The sequence below is a fragment of the Streptomyces sp. NPDC029164 genome, from assembly GCF_055563995.1.
Genome location: NZ_JBVHWW010000001.1, coordinates 295,046 through 318,020 on the forward strand (window position 1 = coordinate 295,046; position 22,975 = coordinate 318,020).

The 22,975-nt window shown below is 75.6% G+C and carries 17 protein-coding genes; 7 read left to right on the plus strand and 10 right to left on the minus strand.

The window, feature by feature from the left end; all coding sequences use genetic code 11:
• The first annotated feature begins 235 nt into the window (after nucleotides 1-235).
• Nucleotides 236-2,635 carry a hypothetical protein gene (locus ACZ4VT_RS01290; RefSeq protein ID WP_467945508.1) on the plus strand — a complete coding sequence of 800 codons (2,400 nt, stop codon included), beginning with the start codon at nucleotides 236-238 and terminating at the stop codon, nucleotides 2,633-2,635.
• On the opposite strand, the gene ACZ4VT_RS01295 is transcribed toward ACZ4VT_RS01290, so the two are convergent.
• From ACZ4VT_RS01295 to ACZ4VT_RS01315, 5 genes are all read right to left on the minus strand, one after another.
• On the minus strand, nucleotides 2,577-5,042 hold the full coding sequence (locus ACZ4VT_RS01295; protein ID WP_467945510.1) for a right-handed parallel beta-helix repeat-containing protein: 2,466 nt from the start codon (nucleotides 5,040-5,042) through the stop codon (nucleotides 2,577-2,579). The genes ACZ4VT_RS01290 and ACZ4VT_RS01295 overlap by 59 nt on opposite strands.
• A 120-nt stretch (nucleotides 5,043-5,162) precedes the next feature.
• Nucleotides 5,163-5,777, minus strand: coding sequence for an Rv1733c family protein (locus ACZ4VT_RS01300; protein ID WP_467945512.1), 615 nt, complete (start codon nucleotides 5,775-5,777; stop codon nucleotides 5,163-5,165).
• Nucleotides 5,778-5,963: 186 nt separating this feature from the next.
• Entirely contained in the window at nucleotides 5,964-6,791 is an 828-nt protein-coding gene (locus ACZ4VT_RS01305) for an MOSC domain-containing protein (RefSeq protein WP_467945514.1), read from the minus strand.
• A 51-nt stretch (nucleotides 6,792-6,842) separates the two neighbouring features.
• Nucleotides 6,843-7,352, minus strand: a complete 510-nt coding sequence (locus tag ACZ4VT_RS01310; protein WP_467945516.1) for a DUF6643 family protein — start codon at nucleotides 7,350-7,352, stop codon at nucleotides 6,843-6,845.
• Nucleotides 7,353-7,598: 246 nt separating this feature from the next.
• Nucleotides 7,599-8,777, minus strand: coding sequence for a glycosyltransferase (locus ACZ4VT_RS01315; RefSeq protein ID WP_467945518.1), 1,179 nt, complete (start codon nucleotides 8,775-8,777; stop codon nucleotides 7,599-7,601).
• 362 nt (nucleotides 8,778-9,139) lie between these two features.
• Here ACZ4VT_RS01315 and ACZ4VT_RS01320 point away from each other — a divergent pair, with 362 nt between their 5' ends.
• Complete coding sequence (locus tag ACZ4VT_RS01320) at nucleotides 9,140-9,931, plus strand: glutamate racemase (protein ID WP_467945520.1); 792 nt, start codon at nucleotides 9,140-9,142, stop codon at nucleotides 9,929-9,931.
• A 148-nt stretch (nucleotides 9,932-10,079) separates the two neighbouring features.
• Complete coding sequence (locus ACZ4VT_RS01325; protein WP_467945521.1) at nucleotides 10,080-11,708, plus strand: ABC-F family ATP-binding cassette domain-containing protein; 1,629 nt, start codon at nucleotides 10,080-10,082, stop codon at nucleotides 11,706-11,708.
• On the opposite strand, the gene ACZ4VT_RS01330 is transcribed toward ACZ4VT_RS01325, so the two are convergent.
• Both ACZ4VT_RS01330 and ACZ4VT_RS01335 read right to left on the minus strand, forming a co-directional pair.
• A complete protein-coding gene (locus ACZ4VT_RS01330) occupies nucleotides 11,660-12,604 on the minus strand; it encodes an ADP-ribosylglycohydrolase family protein (protein WP_467945523.1) in 945 nt (314 codons plus the stop codon). The genes ACZ4VT_RS01325 and ACZ4VT_RS01330 overlap by 49 nt on opposite strands.
• Nucleotides 12,601-13,191, minus strand: a complete 591-nt coding sequence (locus tag ACZ4VT_RS01335; RefSeq protein WP_467945524.1) for a TetR/AcrR family transcriptional regulator — start codon at nucleotides 13,189-13,191, stop codon at nucleotides 12,601-12,603. The genes ACZ4VT_RS01330 and ACZ4VT_RS01335 overlap by 4 nt, the downstream gene beginning before the upstream one ends.
• A 212-nt stretch (nucleotides 13,192-13,403) precedes the next feature.
• Here ACZ4VT_RS01335 and ACZ4VT_RS01340 point away from each other — a divergent pair, with 212 nt between their 5' ends.
• The gene (locus tag ACZ4VT_RS01340) at nucleotides 13,404-14,453 is read left to right on the plus strand and encodes an FAD-dependent oxidoreductase (protein ID WP_467945911.1); all 1,050 of its coding nucleotides are present in this window, start codon (nucleotides 13,404-13,406) and stop codon (nucleotides 14,451-14,453) included.
• 76 nt (nucleotides 14,454-14,529) lie between these two features.
• Nucleotides 14,530-15,045, plus strand: coding sequence for a hypothetical protein (locus ACZ4VT_RS01345; RefSeq protein ID WP_467945526.1), 516 nt, complete (start codon nucleotides 14,530-14,532; stop codon nucleotides 15,043-15,045).
• Between the two features lie 22 nt (nucleotides 15,046-15,067).
• Here the strand turns inward: ACZ4VT_RS01345 and ACZ4VT_RS01350 are convergent, their stop codons facing one another.
• Nucleotides 15,068-16,606: a hypothetical protein gene (locus tag ACZ4VT_RS01350; RefSeq protein ID WP_467945528.1), complete on the minus strand. Its 1,539-nt coding sequence runs from the start codon at nucleotides 16,604-16,606 to the stop codon at nucleotides 15,068-15,070.
• Nucleotides 16,607-16,817: 211 nt separating this feature from the next.
• On the opposite strand from ACZ4VT_RS01350, the gene ACZ4VT_RS01355 reads away from it, so the two are divergent.
• Nucleotides 16,818-18,206 carry a glycoside hydrolase family 15 protein gene (locus tag ACZ4VT_RS01355; RefSeq protein WP_467945530.1) on the plus strand — a complete coding sequence of 463 codons (1,389 nt, stop codon included), beginning with the start codon at nucleotides 16,818-16,820 and terminating at the stop codon, nucleotides 18,204-18,206.
• 7 nt (nucleotides 18,207-18,213) lie between these two features.
• Here ACZ4VT_RS01355 and ACZ4VT_RS01360 read toward each other — a convergent pair whose 3' ends face one another.
• Nucleotides 18,214-18,702, minus strand: coding sequence for a hypothetical protein (locus tag ACZ4VT_RS01360; protein ID WP_467945532.1), 489 nt, complete (start codon nucleotides 18,700-18,702; stop codon nucleotides 18,214-18,216).
• A 242-nt stretch (nucleotides 18,703-18,944) separates the two neighbouring features.
• A complete protein-coding gene (locus tag ACZ4VT_RS01365; protein WP_467945534.1) occupies nucleotides 18,945-21,050 on the minus strand; it encodes a PIG-L family deacetylase in 2,106 nt (701 codons plus the stop codon).
• A gap of 275 nt (nucleotides 21,051-21,325) precedes the next feature.
• Here ACZ4VT_RS01365 and lnt point away from each other — a divergent pair, with 275 nt between their 5' ends.
• Entirely contained in the window at nucleotides 21,326-22,972 is a 1,647-nt protein-coding gene (lnt, locus tag ACZ4VT_RS01370) for an apolipoprotein N-acyltransferase (protein ID WP_467945535.1), read from the plus strand.
• The last annotated feature ends 3 nt before the right edge of the window (nucleotides 22,973-22,975 follow it).

A 22,975-nucleotide genomic window follows, 5' to 3' on the forward strand; every position in this document is an offset into this window, starting at 1 on the left:
CCCCTGGGACGAGGTGCGGGATCTGCGTGGGCGTCACCATAGCCGGGCGGCCCCGAGAAGTCCGCCGCCATCTCGAACGGATTCCCGAACGGATTCCCGGACGGATTCCCGGCCCCGTTCCGCTCTCTGTGGATTCGCCCCGCGTGGGGGATTCCCCGGCGCGGGGCCTGGGCACGCGAGGCGGCGCGCGGGATGCTGGAGTCGCGCCGATCCCGCACCGCGAGCGGAGGCCGCTGTGCCCGACCGTCCCACCCCCGGCCCTCCCCTCGCCCTCGAACTCCTCGTCCACGGAGTCGCCGGCGCCGCCCCCGCCGAACTGCTCGGCGACCCGCGCACCGTCCGCGTCACCGGCGACTCCACCGCCGCCGTCTTCCGCCGCACCGAGGACGCCGACGCCGAAGCGCACCCCGAGCGGTACGCCGGCCGGCCCGTCCCCGAGGCCTACTGCTGGTCCCGGCTCACCTCCGGCAACGGCGCCCGCGCCCTGTGGCTGCTGCTCCTGCCCTTCATGGTTGCGAACCTCGCCCACTGGGCCCGGCCGGCCACGCCCGCCGCCGACCCCGCCCCGCGCGCGGTGCGCACGTACGGGGTGCTCGTACGGATCCTCGCGCTGAGCCTGACCGTGCTGCTGATCGCGGCCGCCTGCGAGGTCGCGCTCGACCTGTTCGCCTGGCAGTGCGCGGGATCCGGCACCTGTACCGGCTCCCGCTCCTGGCTCGGCTTCCTCGCGCCCGGCGGCGGCTGGTGGGCCCAGCCGGGGCGCCGCCTCGCCCTCGGAGCGCTGGTCCCCGCCGCGCTGACCGGGCTGCTCTGGTTCCTGTCGAACCGCACCTGGAGCGCCTACGAGTCCCAGCCGCCGCCCGCCGGCTCCGCCGACCCGGACGCCGCCTCCGGGACGGCGCCCGCGCTCGGCCGCCCGGGATTCTGGTACGGCCGCCGGATCGTGGCCCGGCTGCGCGCCGCACACACCGCCGCCGGGCTGCTCACCGTGGCGGTGGCCGTCGCCGTCCCCACCGCCCGCCACGACCGGCGGGCCGTCGTCCCCGTACTCGAAGCGCTCGGCTGGGTCATCCTGGCCCTGCTCGCCGCCGGGGCCGCCTCCGTGGTCTGGGTCGTCTGCCGGCGCGGCCGCTCCGAGGTCCGCGCGGACCACCGGCTCGACCGGGCCGCCGTCACGCTGCTGCCCGGCGCGGCCCTCGCCCTGCTCGCCGCCGTCGTCGTCCACGCCTGCTGGTCGCGCCCCGGCTGGGCCTCCACCGGGCGGCTCCCCGGGGACTTCGCCTTCGGGGTGCTCATGCTGGGCCAGGGCTGCTGCGTGCTCGCCCTCGCCGCCGTCGCCCGGTCCCTGCACCGGCGGGCCCCCGATCCGTCGGCCGCCCTGCACGGTCTCGGCGGACCCGCCGTCGCCATGCTGGGCTGCGCGCTCGGCGGGGTGATGTCCGGCGGGGTCGCCCAGCGGGTCGCCGACTGGCTGGACGGCGGGGCCAAGCCCGGGATGGCCGGCACCCCGCTGGCCGGGCCTCCCGTGCTGCTGTCGTGGCAGGCCGCCGTATTACCGCCGATGCTCCTCGTACTGGCCCTGCTCGGTGTCTGGTTCGCGGTGCGCGGAGCTCGTGCCCGGGGCCGCCTGGCCGAGACCGTGGCCGCCGAATACCCGGGGGAGGCGCCGGACGGGGCCCGCAGCCGCCGGATCGCCGGGGCGCGGACCGCGGCCGCGCTCACCGACTCCGCGCCCTGGTTCGTCGCGGCGGTCTCCGGGATCACCCTGGTGCTCGGCGCGGGCGCGCTCGCCGGGGCCTGGCTCAGCGGGAAGGTCCCGGGCGAGGCGGCCCGGGGGACCCAGCCGCTGCTGGAAGGCGCCGCCCGCGCCGCGCAGGACGCCGGGTCCTGGCTCATCGGCCTCGGCATCGCCGTCTTCGTCACCTGGGGCCGCCGCGCCTACCGGGACCCCTCCGCCCGCCGGACCATCGGCATCCTGTGGGACGTCGGCACCTTCTGGCCGCGCGCCGCCCACCCCTTCGCGCCGCCCTGCTACGCCGAGCGCGCCGTCCCCGACCTGACCTGGCGGATGGCCGGCTGGACCGGCCGCACCGGCGGCCGCCTGGTGATCTCCGGCCACTCCCAGGGCAGCGTGCTCGCCGCGGCGGCCGTCTGGCAGCTCCCGCCGCCCGCCCGCCGCCGGGTCGCCCTGCTCACGTACGGATCCCCGCTCGGCCGGCTCTACGGCCGCTGGTTCCCCGGCTACTTCGGCCCCGGGCCGCTCGCCGCCCTGCACGACGAGGTCGACTGCTGGCGCAACCTGTGGCGGGCCACCGACCCCATCGGCGGCCCGGCTCTGCCCGGTGCGGGTCAGGACGTGGACCGCGGCCCGCTCGCCGACCCGGTCGCCTACGGGCGCAGCGTCCGCCATCCGCTGCCCGCGCCGATCCTGGGCCACTCCGACTACCAGGCCGATCCGGCCTTCGCCGCCGAACGCGACGCCCTGCTCGCCCGGTTGGACGCGGCCGCCCGCGGCGGGGAGCCCCGCCCGGCCGCAGCCGGGGGAGCCGGGGCCCTACCCGCTCAGCAGGCCCGTGTCAGCAAGGAGCGGGCAGGGCCGGCAGGGTCGGGAGGTCCGCCGGGAACAGCAGGGTGAGCTCGTCCGTACTGGGCTCCGACAGCTGGGCCACCCGGCCCGCGTGCCGCTCCACCATCGACTCGAAGGTCTGGCGCGCGGTGCGGCCGTTGCCGAAGGCCGGCCCCTTCGGCAGCTCCGTGAAGTACGTCAGCAGGGCCTCGGAGGTGCCCTCCCCGAGCCGGTACTCGTGCTCCTCCGCCTGCTGCTCGACGATCCGCAGCAGTTCCCCGGGCCCGTAGTCGCCGAAGGTGATGGTCCGGGAGAACCGCGAGGCCACACCGGGGTTGACGGTCAGGAAGCGGTCCATCTCCGCCGTGTACCCGGCGACGATCACCACCACCGCGTCCCGGTGGTCCTCCATCAGCTTCACCAGGGTGTCGATCGCCTCGCGCCCGAAGTCCCGGCCCGAGTCCTCCGGGGCCAGCGCGTACGCCTCGTCGATGAACAGCACCCCGCCGCGCGCCCGCTCGAAGGCCTCTTGCGTACGGATGGCCGTGGAGCCGATGTGCTCGCCGACCAGGTCCACGCGGGACACCTCGACCAGGTGACCGCGCTCCAGCACCCCGAGGGAGGCGAGGATCTCCCCGTACAGCCGGGCGACCGTGGTCTTGCCCGTGCCGGGGGAGCCGGTGAAGACGAGGTGCCGGCGCACCGAGGCGGCCTTGAGGCCCGCCCGCTGCCGCCGCCGGCCCACCTCGATCATGTCGGTGAGCGCCCGCACCTCGCGTTTGACGCTGTCCAGGCCCACCAGCGCGTCGAGCTGGCCCAGCACCTCGCCCGAACCCCGCGCGGCCGCCGCCGCGCCGTCCTCCGGCCGCTCCGACGCGGGCCCCGGTACGGCCGAGGGCGCCTGGGCCGGCTGCGGTACGGAACTCTGCGCCGCCGTGACCGTACGGATCCCCGCCTGCGCCCCCGCGTACCCGCCGCCCGAGGCCGACTGGGCGACCAGGCGCGGGCCCGACTCGTCGCTCGTGCACTCCTCGGCGAGCGGGCCGTCCTCCGCGAACTCGTAGCCCCCGCGTGCGCATCGCTCGGTGTGGCAGCGGGTCAGCGTGGTGCGGCAGCCGTCGATGACGTGGAAGCCGAAACCGGAACTGCCCGTCACCCGGCAGGCCGTGAAGGTGCCGCGGCCGCCCGCCGACACGTAGTACCCGGCCTCGGCCGGGGAGGTGACCGTGCACCGCTCCAGCGTCGGGTCGGCGCCCTTGGTGACGATCACACCGGTCTGCACGGCGTCGATGGTGCAGTTGGCGAGGGTGCCGCCGCTGCCGTGGTCGCGGAACCAGGCCCCCGTGGCCGCCTCGCGGATCCGGCAGTCGTCGAGCTGCGCGGTGGCCCCGTCGCTCACCGAGACGGCGGTGTTGCGGACCTGGGACAGGTCGCTGTCGACCACGTCGACGCGCGAGCCCCGGTCCAGCACGAACAGTGCGTCCGGCACGTCGTGCACCCGGCAGGAATCGAGGGCGACGGTGGCGCCGTCGCTGATCCACACCGCCGGATAGTCACCCGTGCTGTCGTGGATCTCGCAGGACTCGGCGTCCACCCGGGTGCCCGGGTCCCACACGGACAGACCGTTGCGGCCGAAGCGGCGGACCGTGGTGCGGCTGAGGGTGAGCACCGAACGGGACCGCAGGTCGACGGCGTTCTCCGGGATGTCGTGGATGTCGCAGCCGGCCAGGGTGAGGACCGCGTCGGTGTCGAGGGTGACCCCGTCGGCCGAGGTGCGGTGCACCGCGCAGTCGGTGAGCCGGGCCGTGGCACGGGCGGCGATCTGCACCCCGGCGCCCTTGACCTCGTACACCTCGCATCCCAGCGCCTCCAGGCCCGAACCCTCGCCCGTGACCCCGATGCCGGCGCCCGTGGCGTGGTGGATGCGGCAGCGCTCCAGCCGGGGCCGGCCCCCGCCGCGCACCGAGACACCGGTCTGCCCGGCGGCGACGACCTCGCACTCCTCGAACACCCCGCCGCCGCCGTCCAGCACGGAGATCCCGACGCCGGCCGGATTCTCCACCGTGCACCGCCGCACCAGGGGCCGGGCCCCGGGGCCGCGCACCTCGATGCCGGCCGCCGAGTGGGTGCTGACCCGCAGATCCGTGAGCTCGGGGAAGCCGTCCTCCACCAGCAGCGCGGGCGCCGCCCGGTCCTGGCCCTCCAGGTACAGGTCCTGGACCACGGCCGAGGCGCGCACGGTCAGCGCGACCCCGTCGAGCGGGGCGATCCGCACCGACCCCAGCCCGCCCTCGGGTCCGCGCAGGGTGACGGCGTGGTGCAGCACCAGGTTCTCCCGGTAGGTGCCGGGGGCGACGGTCAGCACGTCCCCGTCGCCCGCGGCGGCGAGCGCGGCGGTCAGCGTCGGATACTCACCGGAGCGGCGCCGCCACCGCGAAGACCCGCCGTGCGTCACCTGGACCGTGCCCTGAACCATGGTGCTGTCGTGCCCCCACCCTCGTACTCGCGCTGCCGATGCGACCGAAGCCACTGAAGTCGGAAGCCACCGGAACCACTGGAGTCACCGTAGCGCGCGCGGAGCCGAAGGGGTGCCAGGTCAACTGCCCGCGCCCGCTCGACCCCAGTCCGGTCCGGCGGCCGCCCAGGCCCGGTCCAGACGTATGTACCGCCGATGCACGAGCCGTCGTACGACCAGGCGCCGGACCGTCTCGCCCAGCGCGGCCACCCCGATCGCGGCGGCCAGGCCGGCCATCCCCGCGTGGAAGGCGGCCGCGGACGGGTCGAGCGGCTGCCCGACCAGCCGGCCGTGCGCATCGGTCCATATCCGGAACCGGTCGCCGGCGCGCGGCGGTTCCTCCGCGGCCGGCACGGTCCCCTCGTGGCTGGTGCCGTCCGGCGCGGTCCACGAGGCCACGATCTGCGTACGGTGCGGGGCGGTCCGCTGGGCCGACGAGCCGGCGGCGGACACCTCCTGCGCCGGCACCGGCGCGGGCCGGACCACCACCGCCGGTACGAGATGACGCTCCTGCCGCTGCTTCTGCGCGGCCCGCTGCAGTGTGCCGTCCACCCGGACGCCCGCGGCCCAGCCGGTGGCCGGAGCCACCACCAGCACACACACCAGCGCGGCGAACGCCACCCACGCCTCGAAGAGATCGGTCGGCCGGCGCAGCGGATTGCGCCGCCAACGCCACACACCCATTGCTGTCCGCACGGTCCGGCTCCCCCAACTTGTGCCAGTCTCCCTCTGCCCATGTGTCCTGACTGATCCAACGGCGCGGTCGTGCCTGTTGGTTCCAGCGCGGACGCGGAGCCCCCCGAAGGTGTCATTCAGGGCCGGCTGGTCAGTGCCGGGGCATCCGTGTCATCCGCGCCGCGCGTGTCAATGCGTGCCGTGCGGTCATGCGAGGACGCGGACCTCGTCGCCGACGCGCACCGTGCCCAGCCGCACCGGCACCAGGAGCCGCCCGAACGCCAGCGACTTGCCGATCCGCCGGTGCTTCCCCAGGGTCTTCAGGGGTTCCTTGCCCCGCCGCGCCGTCCCCTGGTCGGTGGTGGTGACGACGCACCGGCCGCATTCGCGGGCCCCGCGGAAGACGGCGTCGCCGATCGCGATGCGCTGCCAGCCGTCCTCCGCCCACGCCTCCGCCCCCGATACCACCACATTGGGGCGGAAACGGTTCATCGGAAGGGGACCCTCCTCGGGATGGTCCCCCTGTGCGATCAGCGAGTTGAGCGCGTCCAGCGAGGCGAGGGTGGTGATCAAGAGCGGATAGCCGTCGGCGAGGCTCACCGTCTCGCCGGGCTGTGCGTAGTCCGGATCCACGGGACGCCGTACGGCCGGGTCGTCCAGATGCACCAGACGGACCGGCTCTTCGAGATACGCGCTGAACCAGTCGGCCGCGGTACTCGCCGCGACCACGGTCTCGACCTTCTTCCCGAACAGGACGACCGGCTCCAGCGGACCCGGCTCGGGCACCTCCACGACCAGCTCCGCCATGCCCGGCGCGGTCACCGCGATCCGGCCGCCGCCGGGCAACGGGCGGGCCGCCGCCAAGGCCAGCTGCGGATGGCGGCGTTGGGTGAGGACGGTGCCCTCGGTGTCGACCAGCGCCCAGCGCCGGTCCCCGGACAGACCCCAGGGCTCCACGGCCACCTCGTCGGGAGCGGTCCCCGCTACCGACTTGACGGGATGGATGTGGAGCGCCTGGACGTGCAAGTTCGACATGGGGGAATACTGCCAGCCCCTCCGCTGCCCCGGCGCCTCCCGGTGGCCCGGTCAGTAACCACGCCCCTGGTACTGACGGCCGTACGGGTCCTCGTAGGAGGCCGCCGGCACCGGCGCGGGCACCTGCATCGGCCGCGGCGCGGCCGGGCGCATGGCCTCGTACCCGGTGGCCATGGCGGCCGGGCGGGGCTGCTGCGGCTGGGGCTGCGGCACGTATCCGGTACGCGCCGGAACCGGCTGCTGCTGGGGGATGTACGGGGCGGGCGCGTGCTGCAGCGGCATCGGCTGCGGAGCGGCCTGCTGCTGGTACGGATACCCGTACGCGGGTGCGTTCTGGTGCTGGGGAGCCGCGGGCGGCAGCGCGGGCAGCGCCGACGCCAGGGCCGGCAGGTACCCACCGCTCGAATAGCCGGCACTCGGGGACTCGTAGGCAGCCGGAACGCGGATCGGGGCGATCTGCGGAGTGCCGCGTTCGGCGACGAGGGAGTCGTAGATGGGGGTGTCCGGGAAGGAGGGCGCGGAGTAGTAACCGCCGCCATAAGTGGAGCGGGGGGAGGTCATGGGACCTAAGTTAAGCCCACGACTTCACGGGGTCCATAGCGAGGTGCCGTCAACACCGCCCTGACCTGCATCTTCCCAGGTCAGAGCCTCACCTTTCACTTGACGTTCACGTGCACGATTCGCCACTTCCACCCCACCTTGTTCCTACTCGTACTCACCGGTTGGGTGTTGCACCGACTTCGTGCTGACGCATCGTCACAACGCGGTGACCTCGGATGACGCCCTGTCGGGCAGCAGTTCGCCGTTTCAGGCGTCGCTGGGACGGGCATAGGTACGGCCCTTCCAGGAGGCGCCGCGGCCCCGGTAGTGCTGAACGGCCGAGTCGACGGTCATCAGGAGGTACAGCAGGGCCGTGAACGGAAGCAGCGGAGCGAGGGCGGCGGGCTGCCCGTAGTAGCGCAGCATCGGCAGGTACGTGCCCGTCATCAGGAGCCAGGCGAGGCCCCCGGCCCAGGCGGTCGCGGGCTGTCCGGCCGCGAGTCCCGTCAGCAGGGCCGCCGGGGGCACGAGGTAGACGAGCACCAGCCCGGCGACCGTCCCGGCCAGCAGGAGGGGCTGGTGGCGCAGTTGGGCGTAGGCGCTGCGCGAGACCATCCGCCACAGGTCGGCGAGCTCCGGGTACGGGCGCACGCTGTCCACCCGCTCCGCCAGTCCGAGCCAGATCCGGCCGCCGGAGCGGTGGACCGCGCGGGCGAGGGAGACGTCGTCGATGACGGCCTGGCGGATGCCGTCGGGGACCCCGGCGCGCACGGCGGCCTCGGTGCGCAGCAGCACGCAGCCCCCGGCGGCCGCCGCGGTGCGGGCGGAGGGCCGGTTGATCCGGCGGAACGGGTAGAGCTGGGCGAAGAAGTACACGAAGGCGGGTACGACGAGCCGTTCCCAGAGGCCGGCTACGCGCAGGCGGGCCATCTGCGAGACGAGGTCGAGGTCGGCGGAGGTCGCGGCGGCGACGAGTTCGCGCAGGCTGTCGGGCTCGTGCGCGATGTCGGCGTCGGTGAGGAGCAGGAACTCGGGCTCGGTGGCGTGCGCGGTGCGGGCGAGGAAGATGCCGTGGCGCAGTGCCCAGAGCTTGCCGGTCCAGCCGGGGGCCGGGTCGCCGGGGGAGGAGACGGTGAGCGGGAGCCCGGGCTGCGCGGCGGCGAGCCGGAGCGCGAGGGCGCCGGTGCCGTCGGTGCTGCCGTCGTCGACGAGGATGACCTCGGCCTCGCCGGGATAGTCCTGGGCGAGGAGCGAGGGCAGAGTGCGGGGCAGCACCTCGGCCTCGTCCCGGGCGGGGACGACGATCGCGACGGACGGCCAGTGGGTGGGGGCGGTGCGCCGGGGGAGGCGGACGTCGGTCCGCCAGAACATGCCCTGGGCGAAGGTGAGCCAGAGCCAGGCGGCGAGGGAGGCGTAGGCCGCGCAGGCGGCGGTGAAGAGGCCCATGGCGGCAGTGTGCCGGGCCCGGGCGGACGTGTCGCGCATCCTCCCGCGCCGGGTGCGGCGGCCCCCGCCGGGTGCGGCGGCCCTCGCCGGGCGGGCGAACGGCCCCCGCCCCCGCCCCAGCCGGCCGGTGACCCGCGGGGCGCGTGCCCGCGTGGCCATGCGGCCGGGCCGGGCTGGACGCTCCCCGTGACCGGGCTGGTCGGGCGGCCCGGCTGTCGGCTCGGTGGCGGAGTGAGCGGGGTGATCAGGGCGGCCGGGCCGCCGTGCCGGGTGGTCCCGTGCGGCGGGCCGGGGGTCGCTGCGCGGGATGGGTGTCGGCGGTGGAGGGCTCGGGTGGGGTGGGGGTCGACTAAGGTGGCCCGGTGAAGATCGCGCTCATGGACTCCGGAATCGGCCTCCTCGCGGCGGCCGCGGCGGTGCGCCGGCTGCGGCCGGACGCGGACCTGGTCCTGTCCTCGGACCCCGACGGGATGCCCTGGGGGCCGCGGACCCCCGCCGACCTCACCGGGCGCGCGCTCGCCGTCGCCCGGGCCGCCGCCGAGCGGCGCCCGGACGCGCTGATCGTGGCCTGCAACACCGCCACCGTGCACGCCCTGGACACCCTGCGCGCGGAGCTGGAGCCCGCCATCCCGGTCATCGGGACCGTGCCGGCGATCAAGCCCGCCGCGGTCGCCGGCGGACGCGTCGCGATCTGGGCCACCCCCGCCACCACCGGCAGCGCCTACCAGCGCGGGCTGATCCGTGACTTCGCCGACGGGGCCCGGGTCACGGAGGTGCCGTGCCCCGGGCTGGCCGACGCCGTGGAAGGCGCCGACGACGCCGCCGTGGCGGCCACCGTGGCCGCGGCGGCCGCGCTGACCCCGGCCGACGTCACCGACGTGGTGCTCGGCTGCACGCACTACGAGCTCGTCGAGAGCGCCATCCGGACCGCGCTCGCCGCGCGGACGGGGGGAGCCGAGCTGGTCTTCCACGGTTCCGCCGAGCCCGTCGCCGTCCAGGCGCTGCGCCGCCTCGGAGCCGGGCCGGAGCCCGCTCTGCCCCGCACGGGTGGACTGACCGTGCTGCGCAGCGGACGTGAGGGTTCCCTGCCCGCCGCGGCGCTCGCCTACGCCGAGGGCCGGCTGCTCGCGGGCCAGGGCGCGCCCGTCGGCTGACGGTCGCCGACTGGTGAGGGACTGACAAGAGCGTAACGAGACGGACCGTCTTGCGTGAGGCGCGGACGTCGATTACGATTGATCGCGTCGCGAGACGAAACGCTTCGTCTCCTTACGGCACTTCTCGTCGCCCCCGAAGGGATCGCCCTTGCGTGCTCCACTCGCCTCCACCCAGATCGTCCTGTCCGAGGTCACCAAGAGCTACGACACCCGCGTCGTCCTGGACCGCGTGAGCTGTACGGTCCGGCCCGGCGAGCGGGTGGGCGTCGTCGGCGACAACGGCTCCGGCAAGTCCACCCTGCTCCGGCTCCTCGCGGGACGGGAGCGCCCCGACCACGGCGAGGTCACCGTCACCGCCCCCGGCGGCCTCGGGCACCTCGCCCAGACCCTCGACCTCCCGCCCTCCGCGCGCGTCGGCGACGCGGTCGACCTCGCCCTCGCCGACCTGCGCGCCCTCGAACGCCGGATCCGCGCCGCCGAGTCCCGCCTGCACCGGGCCGGTCCCGAGGAACTGATCGCGTACGGGGACCTCCTCACCGCCTACGAGGCGCGCGGCGGCCGCGATGCCGAACGCCGTGTCGCGACCACCCTGCGCCACCTCGGCGAACGCCACGCGCTCGACCCGGCCCGCCGGCTCGGCAGCCTGTCCGGCGGCCAGCGCTCCCGCCTCGCCCTCGCGGCGGCCCTCGCCGCCGAGCCGGAGCTGCTCCTGCTCGACGAGCCGACCAACGACCTCGACGACGAAGCGGTCGGCTGGCTGGAGGACCGCCTGCGCACCCACCGCGGAACCGTCGTCGCCGTCACCCACGACCGGGTGTTCCTCGACCGCGTCACGACCGCGGTCCTGGAGGTGGACCAGGGTCGCCGGACGGTCCGCCGCTACGGCAACGGCTACGCCGGGTTCCTGACCGCCCGCGCCGCCGAACGGGCCCGCTGGGAACGGGAGTACGAGGACTGGCGCGAGGAGGTGCGCAGCGCCGAGCGGCTGGCCGACACCAACATCGGGCGGTTCGCCGCCATCCCGCGCAAGCTGCCCCGCGGCTTCAGCGGAGCCGGCGCCTTCCGTGCCCGCTCCCGGACCCATGGCGCCGCCGGCCGCATCCGTACGGCCCGCGAACGGCTGCACCGGCTGACCGGAAACCCCGTACCGCCGCCCCCGCGGCCCCTCGTCTTCACCGGCCGGTTCACCGAAGGCGCCGCCGGGGTGGTGGAGTTGGCCGGTGCGGCCGTGCCGGGACGGCTCGACCCCCTCTCGCTCACGCTCGCGCCCGGGGAGCGGCTCCTGGTGACCGGGCCCAACGGCACCGGGAAGTCCACCCTGTTGCACCTGCTGGCCGGTGAACTGGAGCCCGCCCAAGGCCTCGTACGGACACCTCCGCGCGTGGGACTGCTGCGGCAGGACGACCGGTGGGGCCGCGAACCCCGGTCAGCGGTGGAGACGTTCGGCGAGGAGTGCGCCGAGCAGGCGGCCCGGCACGGCCTGCTCGCCCCGGACGACCTCAACCGGCCGGTACGCGCCCTCTCGGCCGGTCAGCGGCGCAAGCTGGACCTGGCCCGGCTGGTGGCCCGCCCGCTCGACCTGCTGCTCCTGGACGAGCCGACGAACCACCTGGCCCCGGCCGTGGTGGAGGAACTGGAGGCGGCCCTGGCCCACTTCGGCGGGACCCTGGTTCTGGTCACGCACGACCGGCGGCTGCGCGCGGCCTTCCGGGGCCGCCGCCTGGAGCTTCAGCGGGAGCCGGCGGCCGTGATCCGGCCGGCCGCCGCCAGCCGCTGAGCCAGCGCCCGCAGGTCGTCCGCGTCCAGGATCCGCTCCCCGAACCCGGGCAGCGGCACGTGGAGCGCGGCCGTCCAGGACTCCGGGACCGCTTCCTGGCCGTACCGGGCCCCGGCCAGGGTCCCCGTCACCGCGGCCACCGTGTCGGTGTCCCCGCCCAGGTCCACCGCGGCCCGTACGGCCTCAGCGAACCCCGTGGTGGTCCGCAGGGCCCACACCGCGGAGCCCAGGCAGGGCCACACCGCCCCGTTGAACTCGGTGGCCAGGCCGGGGTGCCAGTCGGGGGCGAGTACGCGGCCGTAGCGCTCGCGGTGGGCCGGGTGCACCGCGGCGAGCGTCGCCGGGAGGGCGGCGAGCGGATCGGCTCCGTCCAGAGCGACGCGCACCAGCTCGTGGAGGACCGCCGTCCCCTCCCAGGCGGCCCGGTCGCCGTGCGTCAGCGCCGCGATCCGCCGCGCGGCGTCCATGGTCCCTTCCCGCCCGGCGGCGGCGAAATACACCGCCGAGGTGGCGGCCCGCATCAGGGAACCGTTGCCCGCCGCCCGGGTGTTGACCTGGAAGTGCAGGGCGGCCGCGAGGTCCCACGGCTCGCCGTTCGTCAGTACGTCCTCGGTCTGGAGGCCGATGTCCTTGGGGTGCCCGGCCGCCCACCGCTGGAACCGGCCGAAGACGTCCGGGAGTTCGAGACCGCCCCGCTCCAGCAGGGACTCGCCGACCAGCACGGCCATCTGCGTGTCGTCGGTCGCCTCGCCCGGATCCCAGCCGCCGCCCCCGCGCATCTCCTCCCCGCGGGCGGTCAGTTGTCCGGCCGGGCCGAACTCGTACGGCGCGCCGAGCGCGTCGCCCGCCGCCGAGCCGAGGACGGCGCCCACGGCGCGGTCGAGACGGGTGGTCACGGAGTCTCCTCGGGGCAGACGGCGGCCAGCAGGGTGCCGGCGAAGCGGTCGAGGTCGTCCAGGCCGGCCGCCGCCAGGGTGGCCGGAGCGCCCGACAGCAGGTGGGGGATGGCGCCGTGCAGGGCCAGGGTGAGGGCGCGGGCCCGCTCCGGTCCGGCCGGCAGCCCGGCCGCGCGCAGCAGGTGCGCGTGCGCGGCGAAGTCCGCCGCGGCGATCGGGTCCAGCAGCGCGGCCAGCCACGGCCGTCGCGTCCCCTCGGTCTGGAGCTCCAGGTACGCGAGGACGCGCGGCCGGCCGGGCCCGGCGACGTTCCGCAGCAGCCCGGCGAGCAGGGCCGCGAGCTGCTGCGCGTCGGCGGGCCCCGGCCCGGCCCCGGCGAGGGAGGCGGCCAGGGCCCGGTACTGCTCCACGCAGCGTTCGGCCACGGCCCGCAGCAGGGCGTCCCGGGTCGGGAAGTAGTTCTTGGCCGTGCCCGTGGGCACGGCGGCGGCCGCGTCGACGGCCCGGTGCGTGAGCCCGCGCCCGCCCGCTTCCGCCAGTACGGCGATGGCCGCGTCCCGCAGCCGGTCCCTCCGGTCCTGATTCACCTTGCCACCCTAACTACATCCGTGGTACCACAGATGTAGTACCACGGATGTGGTAGCAGAGGGCTGGGGCAGAGGTGAGGGGACGCGCCATGGGCAGCGAGACCAAGACCGGGGCCGACGCCGGGGCCAAGACCGGGGCCGGCATCGGGGCTGACCCCGGGACCGAGGCGGGAGCCGGGGGCGGCCGGGGGCCCGGCGGGGGCACGGCCGTCGTGGTCGGGGCGGGGGTCGGCGGGCTCGCCACCGCCATCGGCCTGCGCCGCGCGGGCTGGACGGTGACCGTCCTGGAGCGCCGGACCGCGCCCGACCGCTACGGCACCGCCTTCGGCATCCACCCCACCGCCCAGGCCGCCCTCGACCGCCTCGGCCTCGGCGACGCGCTGCGGGCGCGGGCGGTCCCGTACCGCGACGCCCATGTCCGGCGCCCCGACGGCACGGTGCTGGCCGCCCTCCCGCTCGAACGGATCGAACGCAAGGCGGGCAGGCCCGAGCTGCTCATTTCCCGCCCCTACCTGATCGACGCGCTGCTCGCCGAGCTCGACCGGCTCGGCGGCGTACGGATCGAGTACGGGCACCGCCTCACCGACGCGGCGGCACTCGCCGCCGACCCGGACCACCTGGTCGTCGGCGCCGACGGCATCAACAGCGTGGTCCGTACGGCGTACTTCGGGCACCGCAGCGGGCCGCGCCCGATCGGCACGGTCGCCTGGATCGGCATCGCCGGCTTCGAGACCGGCGTGTACGGCGAGACCTGGGGCACCGGCCGCTTCTTCGGCATGACCCCCGTCGAGCCCGGCCGCACCAACTGGTACGCCACCGTCCCCGAGGCCACCACCGCCCGCGAGCTACGGGACGCCTTCGCCGACTGGCACGACCCCGTCCCGCGCGTCCTGGCCGAGACCGACCCGGCGACCTGGATCCGGTACGAGATGCGCCACCTCCACCCGGCGCTCCCGACCTTCGTCGCCGACGGCCGGATCGCCCTCGTCGGCGACGCCGCCCACGCCATGACACCCAACCTCGGACAGGGCGCCTGCACCGCCCTCCTCGACGCCGAGGCGCTGACCCGCGCCGTCGCCGCCATCGGCGCCACAGGCGCGGCCGGCGGACCGGCCGGGCTGCCCGGCGCCCTGCGCGCGTACGACACCGAGCGCCGCCGCAGCGCCCAGCGCGTGGCCTTCGGCTCCCGGAACCTGCACCGTTTCATGACCGCCCGCCGGCCCGCTCTGCGCGACGCGCTCGTCGGCCTGCTCCCCGGCTGAGGAACCACCGCGGGCGCGCTGATCCGACCGGGCGGGGGCAGTGGCGCACCAGCGCAACGTGAGTACGCTGCTACACATGACGGCTCACCCCCCGGGTCCGTTCTGGACGGGCCGGGCCTCCAACCGCGCGCAGTGGCTGCTCGCAGCGGCCGGCGCGGCCTGTCTGGCGCTCGGCATCGAGCTCGCCGTGGACAACGCCTGGACCTCCGGCTTCGTCCCGCTCCTCATGGCCGTGGCCGGCTGCCTCGCCGCCGGGCTGCTCATCCTCTACGGCACGCTCGCCTTCGTGCACGTCGCCGTCACCATCGACTCCGAGGCCCTCATCGTGCGCTGCGGCCACATAGGGCTGCCGCGCCGCACCATCCGGCTCACCGAGGTGACCTCCGCCGAGTTCCTCCCGTGGATCACCCCGCAGCAGTGGGGCGGCTGGGGCTACCGCTGGCGCCCCGAGAAGGGCACCGCGGTGATCGTCCGCCGAGGCGAGGGCGTCGAACTGCGCCTCGGCGACGGCAAGCTCTTCACGGTCACCGTCGACGACGCGGAAGACGCCGTCCGCGTCATCCGCACCCACCTGCGCGCCCTCGCCCGCTAGCCCCTGTCCGGTTGCCCGGGCGTCAGCGGGGGTGGATGCGGGGGACGCCGTACCAGTTCGAGACGCAGGTGGCGACCCAGTCCCGGTCGTAGTCCGCCGTGAAGAAGGGCTCGGCGAGGGCGCCGATGTAGAGGGGCCGGTAGCCGACGTCCGCGGCGCCCCGGGCGGCCTCGGCGCGGATGCGGGCGTTCTGGGCGTCCCAGGCGACGGAGCGGGCGACCGTGGTGGTGGTGAGCTGGCGGACGCCCGGGACGAGCGCGGCCACCGAGGCCAGGGCCAGGCAGCCCGCCGCGACGGCGGCGGTCGCGAGGGACGCGTCGGCGGAGCGGCGGCCCGCGAGCCGCCGGCCGCCCCGGGCTCCCAGCAGGGCGCCGTAGCCGCAGAGCGCGAGTTCCATCGGTACGAGGAAGTTCGTCCACGTACGGGCGTACGTCCACCCGCTCGGGCCGTAGCCGCTGCGCAGGCCCACCACCACCGCGAACGACCCCAGCAGCACCACGGGCACCGGCAGCAGCAGCGCGGCGATCAGTGTCGGGCGCGGGATCGCCCGCCGGGGCTCCCGCTTCCCGGACGCCCGTCCGCGCAGCCCGCACGCCAGCCCCAGGAGGACCCCGACGGCGGCGGCTCCGAGGTAGGCCCACTGGCCGGTGACGGAGTCCCACACGCGCAGCCAGTCCGCGACGGTGCCCCGGAGTTCACCCGGGGACAGCAGGGACTCCTTGTCCGGCTGCTGGGCCCGCCGCCACCGGGCGCCGGGCGAGGTGTAGAGCACGACCAGACCGCAGACGAGGCCGGAGCACCAGAGCAGGCACCAGGTGAACGGACGCCAGTTCCGCGCCAGGCCGAACCGGGGGACGCAGAGCAGCCCGACCAGGCCGGCCAGCAGCCCGCTGACGAGCGCGAACGGTTCGCTCAGGGTGCCGAGCGCGAAGCCGATGAGGAACGCCGAGACGAAACCGGCCGCGCGGACGGGGGACCGCGGCCCTCGGACCGTCCACAGGGCCAACAGGAGCGCCCACACGCCGATGACGCTCGGCACGGTGTGCGAGATCGTGGCAGGCGCCCACAACAGCACCTGGTAGCTGCGCGTGCCCGCGAAGTAGACCAGCGCCTGGACGACCAGGGCGCAGGCGGTCAGGACCAGCGGCCTGGGCCGGCCGCCGAGGAGGCGGACGCGTTCACGCCCCAGCAGGACCAGCCCGGCGGTGAAGCAGACGACGATCACCGTCGGCAGGATCTTGATCCCGGCGAGGCCGTCGCCGTAGACGACACCGCTGAGGAAGGCGTTGGTGACCCGGCCGTTCTGGGTCAGGTAGAAATCGGATGTGATGCCGAGGACTCCCAGGTCACGGGCCTTCCACGCGGCGCACCAGTCGTCGGACGCGGGCCGCACGTAGAGACCGAGGAAGCATCCGACGGCGATCAGGCCTCCGGCCGCCGCGACGAGCGTGGCCCCGGCCGCGGGGAGGAGCCCGCGCAGGAGGGGGCGGCCGCCCCTTCGCCCGCCAGCCGCGTGACCGGGGGCGCGGACGTCCTCGTCCTCCATCGCAGCAGTGCTCATCGACCACCTCTTCGCAGCGGGCCCGCGAGCACCCATCGTGTGCACGGCCCGCCGCCCCCTGCATCCCGGGTGCGCCAGGACGGGTGGGGACCCACGAGGCTCCTCGCGTCCCGCGCTCACCCGGGCGGCGGGCGTTCCGTGGCAGCCTCCGCCCGGTTCTCCCAGGATGGGGAAGCCGGGTCCGCACGGGCCTGGGGCGGAGGGAGTGGCCATGCCCGGTGTCCTCGGCTGCTGGGCGGTCGCCACGGCTGCCTTCGCGAGCTTCGGCGTCCCCCTGTGTCCCGCGGGCAGTCACGCGCCCCTGTCGGCCCTCGTCGCGCCCACCGTCGGCCTCCTCTCCAACACGACCGCCGCCGAAGGGGTTCCGCCGGCCGTCGCCGAGGGCGCGCGGTACGTCGAGGGGAGCAACGTCCTGCGGCTGGCGTCAGGCCGGTGGAAGTACCTGCCCGCAGGCCGGAAGGCGTCGCTCGTGGTCGCCGACGGCCATCCGCCGGCCGTGCGGCAGATCGCGCAGAGCCGCGCCTGGCTGGCCTCCGGCCGGGTCCCGGGCAGGTCGCCGGCCCAGCGCGCGGCGGCCGAGCGGGCCCTCCTCGCCCTGCGCGCCCTGCTGCGGCCCAACGGCGCCGTGGCTGCGGGCTGGAGCCCCGGCTGGCAGTACTCCTGGCCGCGCGACTCCAGCTTCGCCTCCGCCGCGTTCGCGCACACCGGCCACGACGCGGAGGCCTACCGGATCCTGCGCTACAGCGCCGCGACCCAGCGCACGGACGGCACGTGGGAGGCGCGGACGAAGCTCGACGCCTCCGGCCCGCCCGACGGCAGGTGGTGGCAGCTCGACGCCAACGGCTGGGTTCCGTGGGCCACCTGGCAGTGGTACCGGACGGCGCCCTCGGACACCCGCCACCTCCGGCTGGCCCCCCTCTATCCGATGATCCGCAAGGCGGCCGACCGCGCGGCGGCCTCCCTGCGGGCGGACGGGCTGCCGCCGGCCTCCCCCGACTACTGGGAGCTGATGACGGCCACCACGAACATCGGTACGGCCGCGCCGCTGCTCGCCGGGCTCAACGCCTCCGCCGACCTCGCCCGGGAGGCGGGCCGGCCGGACGACGCGGCGCGCTGGGCCCGGGCGGCGCGGCGGCTCTCGGCCGGGATCTCGGCGCGGTTCGCTCCCCTGGGGTACCAGCGCACCGTCGACGGACGGCACGGACGCGACAGCGCGGTGACGTTCATGGCGCCGCCCTTCAACGCTGCCCCCGCCGGCCTGCCCGGGGCGCTGGACACCACGTACCGGGCACTGCTCCTGCCCAACGGGGGCCTGACCCCCGGAAACGACGCCACGGCGCCCTGGGGCGGGAACGCCTGGACGCCCAGTACGGCGCTCTTCGCGCTCGCCTGGGCCGCCACCGGGAGCCCGGCGAAGGCCGGACCGGTGCTCGACTGGGTGCTGGCCAAGCGGAACGCGCTCGGTGAACTGCCGGAGAAGGTGGACAAGGAGGGCAGGCCCGCCTCGGTCGCGCCGCTCGCGTGGACGGGATCGATCGCGCTCCTTGCCCTCCTGGCGCTCGACGGCACGGTGCTCCCCACCCCGCCGCTGAGGTCCTGAGGCCGGATCAGACCGGGTCCGTCCCGTCACCCGGCGGCGGTGCGGTGCGGAGCCGCTCCAGCGCGGCCAGCAGGTGCCGGTAGGCGAGCCGTTCGGCCGCCACCGCCCGGCCGAGCGGCGGGTGGTGCGGATCGCGCAGCGACCGGGCCCGCGCCGCGGCCGCGAGCCGGAGCGCCCTCGCCCGGTCCACCTCGTTCCTGGCCGCGAGGTACGCGTCGTCGAGGAGCCGGTGGTCGAGGACCTCGGCGAAGGCGCGCTCCGCCAGGGCGTCGAGCCGGTCGAGGTCGTCACCGCAGCTCGCGGGGGCCTGCCCGACGCAGCCTTCGTCGAGGGCCCGGGACAGCGATCCGAGGGTCGCGCCGAGCTCCGGGTACCCCCAGGCCGGTGCTGTGTCGGCCCGACACCCGGTGGCGAGGGCCACCAGTACGGCGGCGCAGGCCACGGCGCGGACCCTTCCCGGTCCCGCGCTCCCGCGCGCGGTGGAGCAAGCGGTCATGGGAGCTCCGATCACCGGCCCTGGGCCGGTCGGCCGGTCAGCCCGTCGGGATCCGGCCCGGCCGCCTCCCGACGTGGTGCCCGCCATCGTCGCCCGCACCGGTCGGCGCTGCCACCCGGAGCCGAGTACCGGAGGTACTCGGGTGCCCCGACAACGCGGCGAAGTGCGGTGCCAGGCGGCGCGGGTCTGGGGGCACCTCCCAGCGGTAGCCGGGGGAGCGGGATTCGAAGGGGACGGCCTGCCTAGCGCCCGGCCTGCACCACCGTCGAGGGCTGGACCGCGCGGTGCCACGGGGAGGAGGGCGGGCGGCTGCCGGCGGCTTCGGATCCGGCCGGGGGAGCCGTCGTCACGTGGAGACCGGCGTCCAGGCCGAGGGCCGCGGCGAGGGCCGTGCCGTCCGGCTCGGCCACGGCCGCCGGTGCGCCCGTGTAGAGCATCCGGGACTCGTACCAGGACGGTGCGCCGCCCGGGCCCGACACGCCGATCGTGCCCGTGCCCGCCCGGCCGGCGAGCAGGCCGCCCGTGACACCGACGGCGCCGTAGCCGCCCTCGCCGCCCGCCTCGGTGACCGGGGAGAACACCGGCGCGGGACCGCCCGCGGTGGCCAGGCTCGTACCGACGGTGCCCGTGCCGGGGCGGCGGAACCACAGGCGGACGCCGTTGCCCTGCGGGCTCGCGGAGAGCGGACCGGTGGTCGCCGGCAGGCCGGTCGGGAGGGGGCCGCCGAACGGGGCGTCCGGCGCCGGCTGGACCCAGGCCAGTACGGACTGGGCGGTGGCCGCGTACACGTGGCGCCGTCCCGCCGCGTCGGTCGCGGTGACCGGGTCGCCCTGCAGGGCGGCGCCCCCCATGGACCGCCACGCGCCGAAGGCGCCGCCGGGGGTGTCCTGCGCACGGGCACGCAGCGTGCGCCGGGAGTCGCGTACGTACACGGTCATCCGGCCCGTGCGGTCCACGGCCACGGCCGGTGCGCTGATCGCCGAGGTGCCGGATATGTCATCCGTGTCCGGGGTGCCCAGCGACTGCCACGGGCCGAACGCGCCGCCGGGCGCGCTCTGGACGGCGTACACGAGGTCGCGTCCGTACTCCTGGGGTGCGGTGCCCAGGGTGGTGCGGGTGCCGAAGACCGCGATCCTGCCGTCGGGGAGCCGGACGGAGGTCGCGCCCGCGTCGATCCCGGTGCCGGGGAGGAACTCGGGGCCCTGCCAGGGGGCCTTGGGGCCGCTGCGCGACCAGTACGCCATCCGGCCGTCCAGGACGGCGAAGGCCCACAGCCGGCCCGAGGCGCCCTCGGTCATCCAGGAGGTGCCGTCGCCCCGGCTGTAGCGGATGGTCTGGTTCCAGCCGGCGCCGGTGGGCCGGGTCGCGGTCTTGCGGTCGCCGCAGCCGGCGGCGCTGCCGCACCAGTCCTGGTGGTCCGTCCAGGCGTAGGTCTTGAGGTAGCCGAGCTTCTCCTCGGCGGCCTGCGGGTCGAGCGTCGGGGGCAGGGAGCTGTTGGGGTAGCTCACGTAGTTCTGCACCGAGAAGTGCGGCCGGTCCGCGGACCGCGCGTAGCGTTCGGCCGCGGCCTGTACGAAGCGGGCCCCGTACATGTGGTCCTGGTGGTCGAGGAAGGCCCCGCCGCCCTGCGCCCGGCCGGGTGTGGGGTCCTGCGTCCGTATCGTGGTCGGCCGGAACCGCGCGAAGACGTCCGCGATGGCCTCGACGGCCTGGTCCTTCGTGTACGAGAACCCGCTCTTGACCGGTGTCCCGGAGGTCAGCTGGGAGCCCAGGGCGGGCACCTTGCCGTCCCAGAGGCCGCGCAGGCTGTCCGGGTTGTCGCCGGAGATGCTGCGGGCCTCACGGAGCTGCATCCATATGAGGCTGACCTCGGGCCGGGCGACGAGCACGTCGATTTCGGCGCTCCCGCCGCCGGCGGTGGGTATGGACGTGCGCTGCCAGGCACTGGTGCGGTTGCCGGTGGCCATCTGCGCGTAGGCGGCCCGGATGCCGTTCTGCCGGGCCTCCGCGTAGGCGGCGTGGTCGGCGGGGCGCGCCGGGTCCTCCAGGTGCGGGCTGTGGGCCTCGTTCCTGCCGTCGGACTCGCCCGAGGTCAGGTACACCGTGGCGACCTTCACGCCCGTGGATATGGAGCGGCTCAGGTCGGGGTTCATGAAGAAGAGGTCGTCGTCGGGGTGCGCGACGACGTGGAGGACCGTGCCTTCCGTCACACTCGGGCGGACGACCGCCCCGGGAGCCGCCGGCTCCGGTGCGTTCCCGTATCCGTAGGCCCAGGTGGTCACGCCGGCGGCGCCGATGGTGAGCGCGGTGAGCAGGGCCGCGAGGCGGGTGCGGCTGGCCAGGGACATGTACGACGCCTTGAGGATCGGTCCGGTGCGGAATTCCGCCGAGGGGGTGAGTCGGTGTCCCGATGGCTCCACCGCTTCCGGAGACGACCGGCCCCGATTATGCCCCGCGCGTTTGCGACTGACACACCCTCAAACGGCATATGGAATAAGTAGAGTTGAATGCGGCGTATGTGCCGCATATCCCATTTGTCATTACTTGGGTGGCGGTCGTGACGGGCCGGGATCAGCCCGGGCGCTTACCTGTGTCCGAGGCGGGGGGACGTACACTCCGCCAGATGAGCAGCAGTGTCACCCGCGCGGCCGGGAACGAGCCCCCGCAGCCCGCCGGCGGAGCCCCGGCCGAGGCCGCGCCGCCCCACGCCACGGCCCGCGGCAACGCCGCCGCGGCCCCCGCCCCCGCGCCGCGCAAGGGAGCCTGGCTGGTGCGCTCCCTGCTCGCCGTCGTCTCCGGCGTGCTGCTCTACCTCAGCTTCCCGCCCCGCCCCCTGTGGTGGCTGGCCCCCTTCGGCATCGCCCTGCTCGCCGGCTGCCTCCACGGCCGCCGCGCCCGGGCCGGCTTCGGCCTCGGCTTCCTCGCCGGCCTCGGCTTCCTGCTGCCGCTCCTCGTATGGACCGGGGAGGAGGTCGGCCCGGTACCCTGGCTGGCGCTGGTCAGTCTCGAAGCCCTCCTGATCGGCCTCACCGGGCTCGGCATCGCCCTCGTCAGCCGCCTCCCGGCCTGGCCGCTGTTCGCCGCCGTCGTCTGGGTCGCGGGCGAGGCCCTGCGCGCCCGGGCGCCCTTCGGCGGGTTCCCCTGGGGCAAGCTCGCCTTCGGGCAGGCCGACAGCGTCCTCACCCCGCTCGCCGCCCTCGGCGGCACCCCCCTGCTCTCCTTCGGCGTCGCCCTCTGCGGATTCGGCCTCTACGAAGCCGTGCGCATCGCCCGCCGCCACCCCACCCGCGCCACCGCCGCGCTGGCCGCGCTCACCATCGCCGCGCCGATCGGCGCCGGACTCGCCGCGCGCCCGCTGGTCTCCGACGCGGCCGAGGACGGCACCGTCGTGGCCGCCGTCATCCAGGGCAACGTGCCGCGCCTCGGCCTCGACTTCAACTCCCAGCGCCGCGCCGTCCTCGACAACCACGCCAAGCGCACCCTCCAGCTCGCCGAGGACGTCAAGGTCGGCCGCGTCCCGAAGCCCGACTTCGTCGTCTGGCCGGAGAACTCCTCCGACCTCGACCCGTACGCCGAACCCGACGCCCGCGCCGTCATCGACCAGGCGGTCAAGGCCATCGGCGTGCCCGTGGCGATCGGCGCCGTCGTGTCTCCGGAAACGGGCCCGCTGCGCAACACGATGATCCTCTGGGACCCGGTCGCCGGCCCCACCGCGACCTACGACAAGCGCAAGATCCAGCCCTTCGGCGAGCGCATCCCGATGCGCTCCTTCGTCCGGCTCTTCAGCTCCGACGTGGACCGGGTGCGCCGCGACTTCGGCCCCGGCAAGGACCCCGGCGTCTTCGACATGGCCGGCAGCGGCGTGGGCATGGTCACCTGCTTCGAGGCCGCCTTCGACGACGCCGTCCGCTCCACCGTCCAGGACGGTGCCCAGGTGATCGCCGTGCCGAGCAACAACGCCACCTTCGGCCGGACCCAGATGACCTACCAGCAGCTGGCCATGGACCGGATCCGCGCCGTCGAACACAGCCGGACCGTCCTCGTCCCCGTCACCAGCGGAGTCAGCGCGGTCATCCGCCCCGACGGCAGGATCACCGCGGAGACCAAGATGTTCACCGCGGACGCCCTGGTCGCCGAGATCCCGCTGCGCTCCACCCGTACCCCGGCCACCGTCCTCGGACCGCTGCCCGAGTACGCGCTCCTCCTCCTCGCCGCCGGCGGCTTCGGCCTGCTCCTGACCCGAAGGATCCGCGCACGCCAGGCGGCCTGAGAC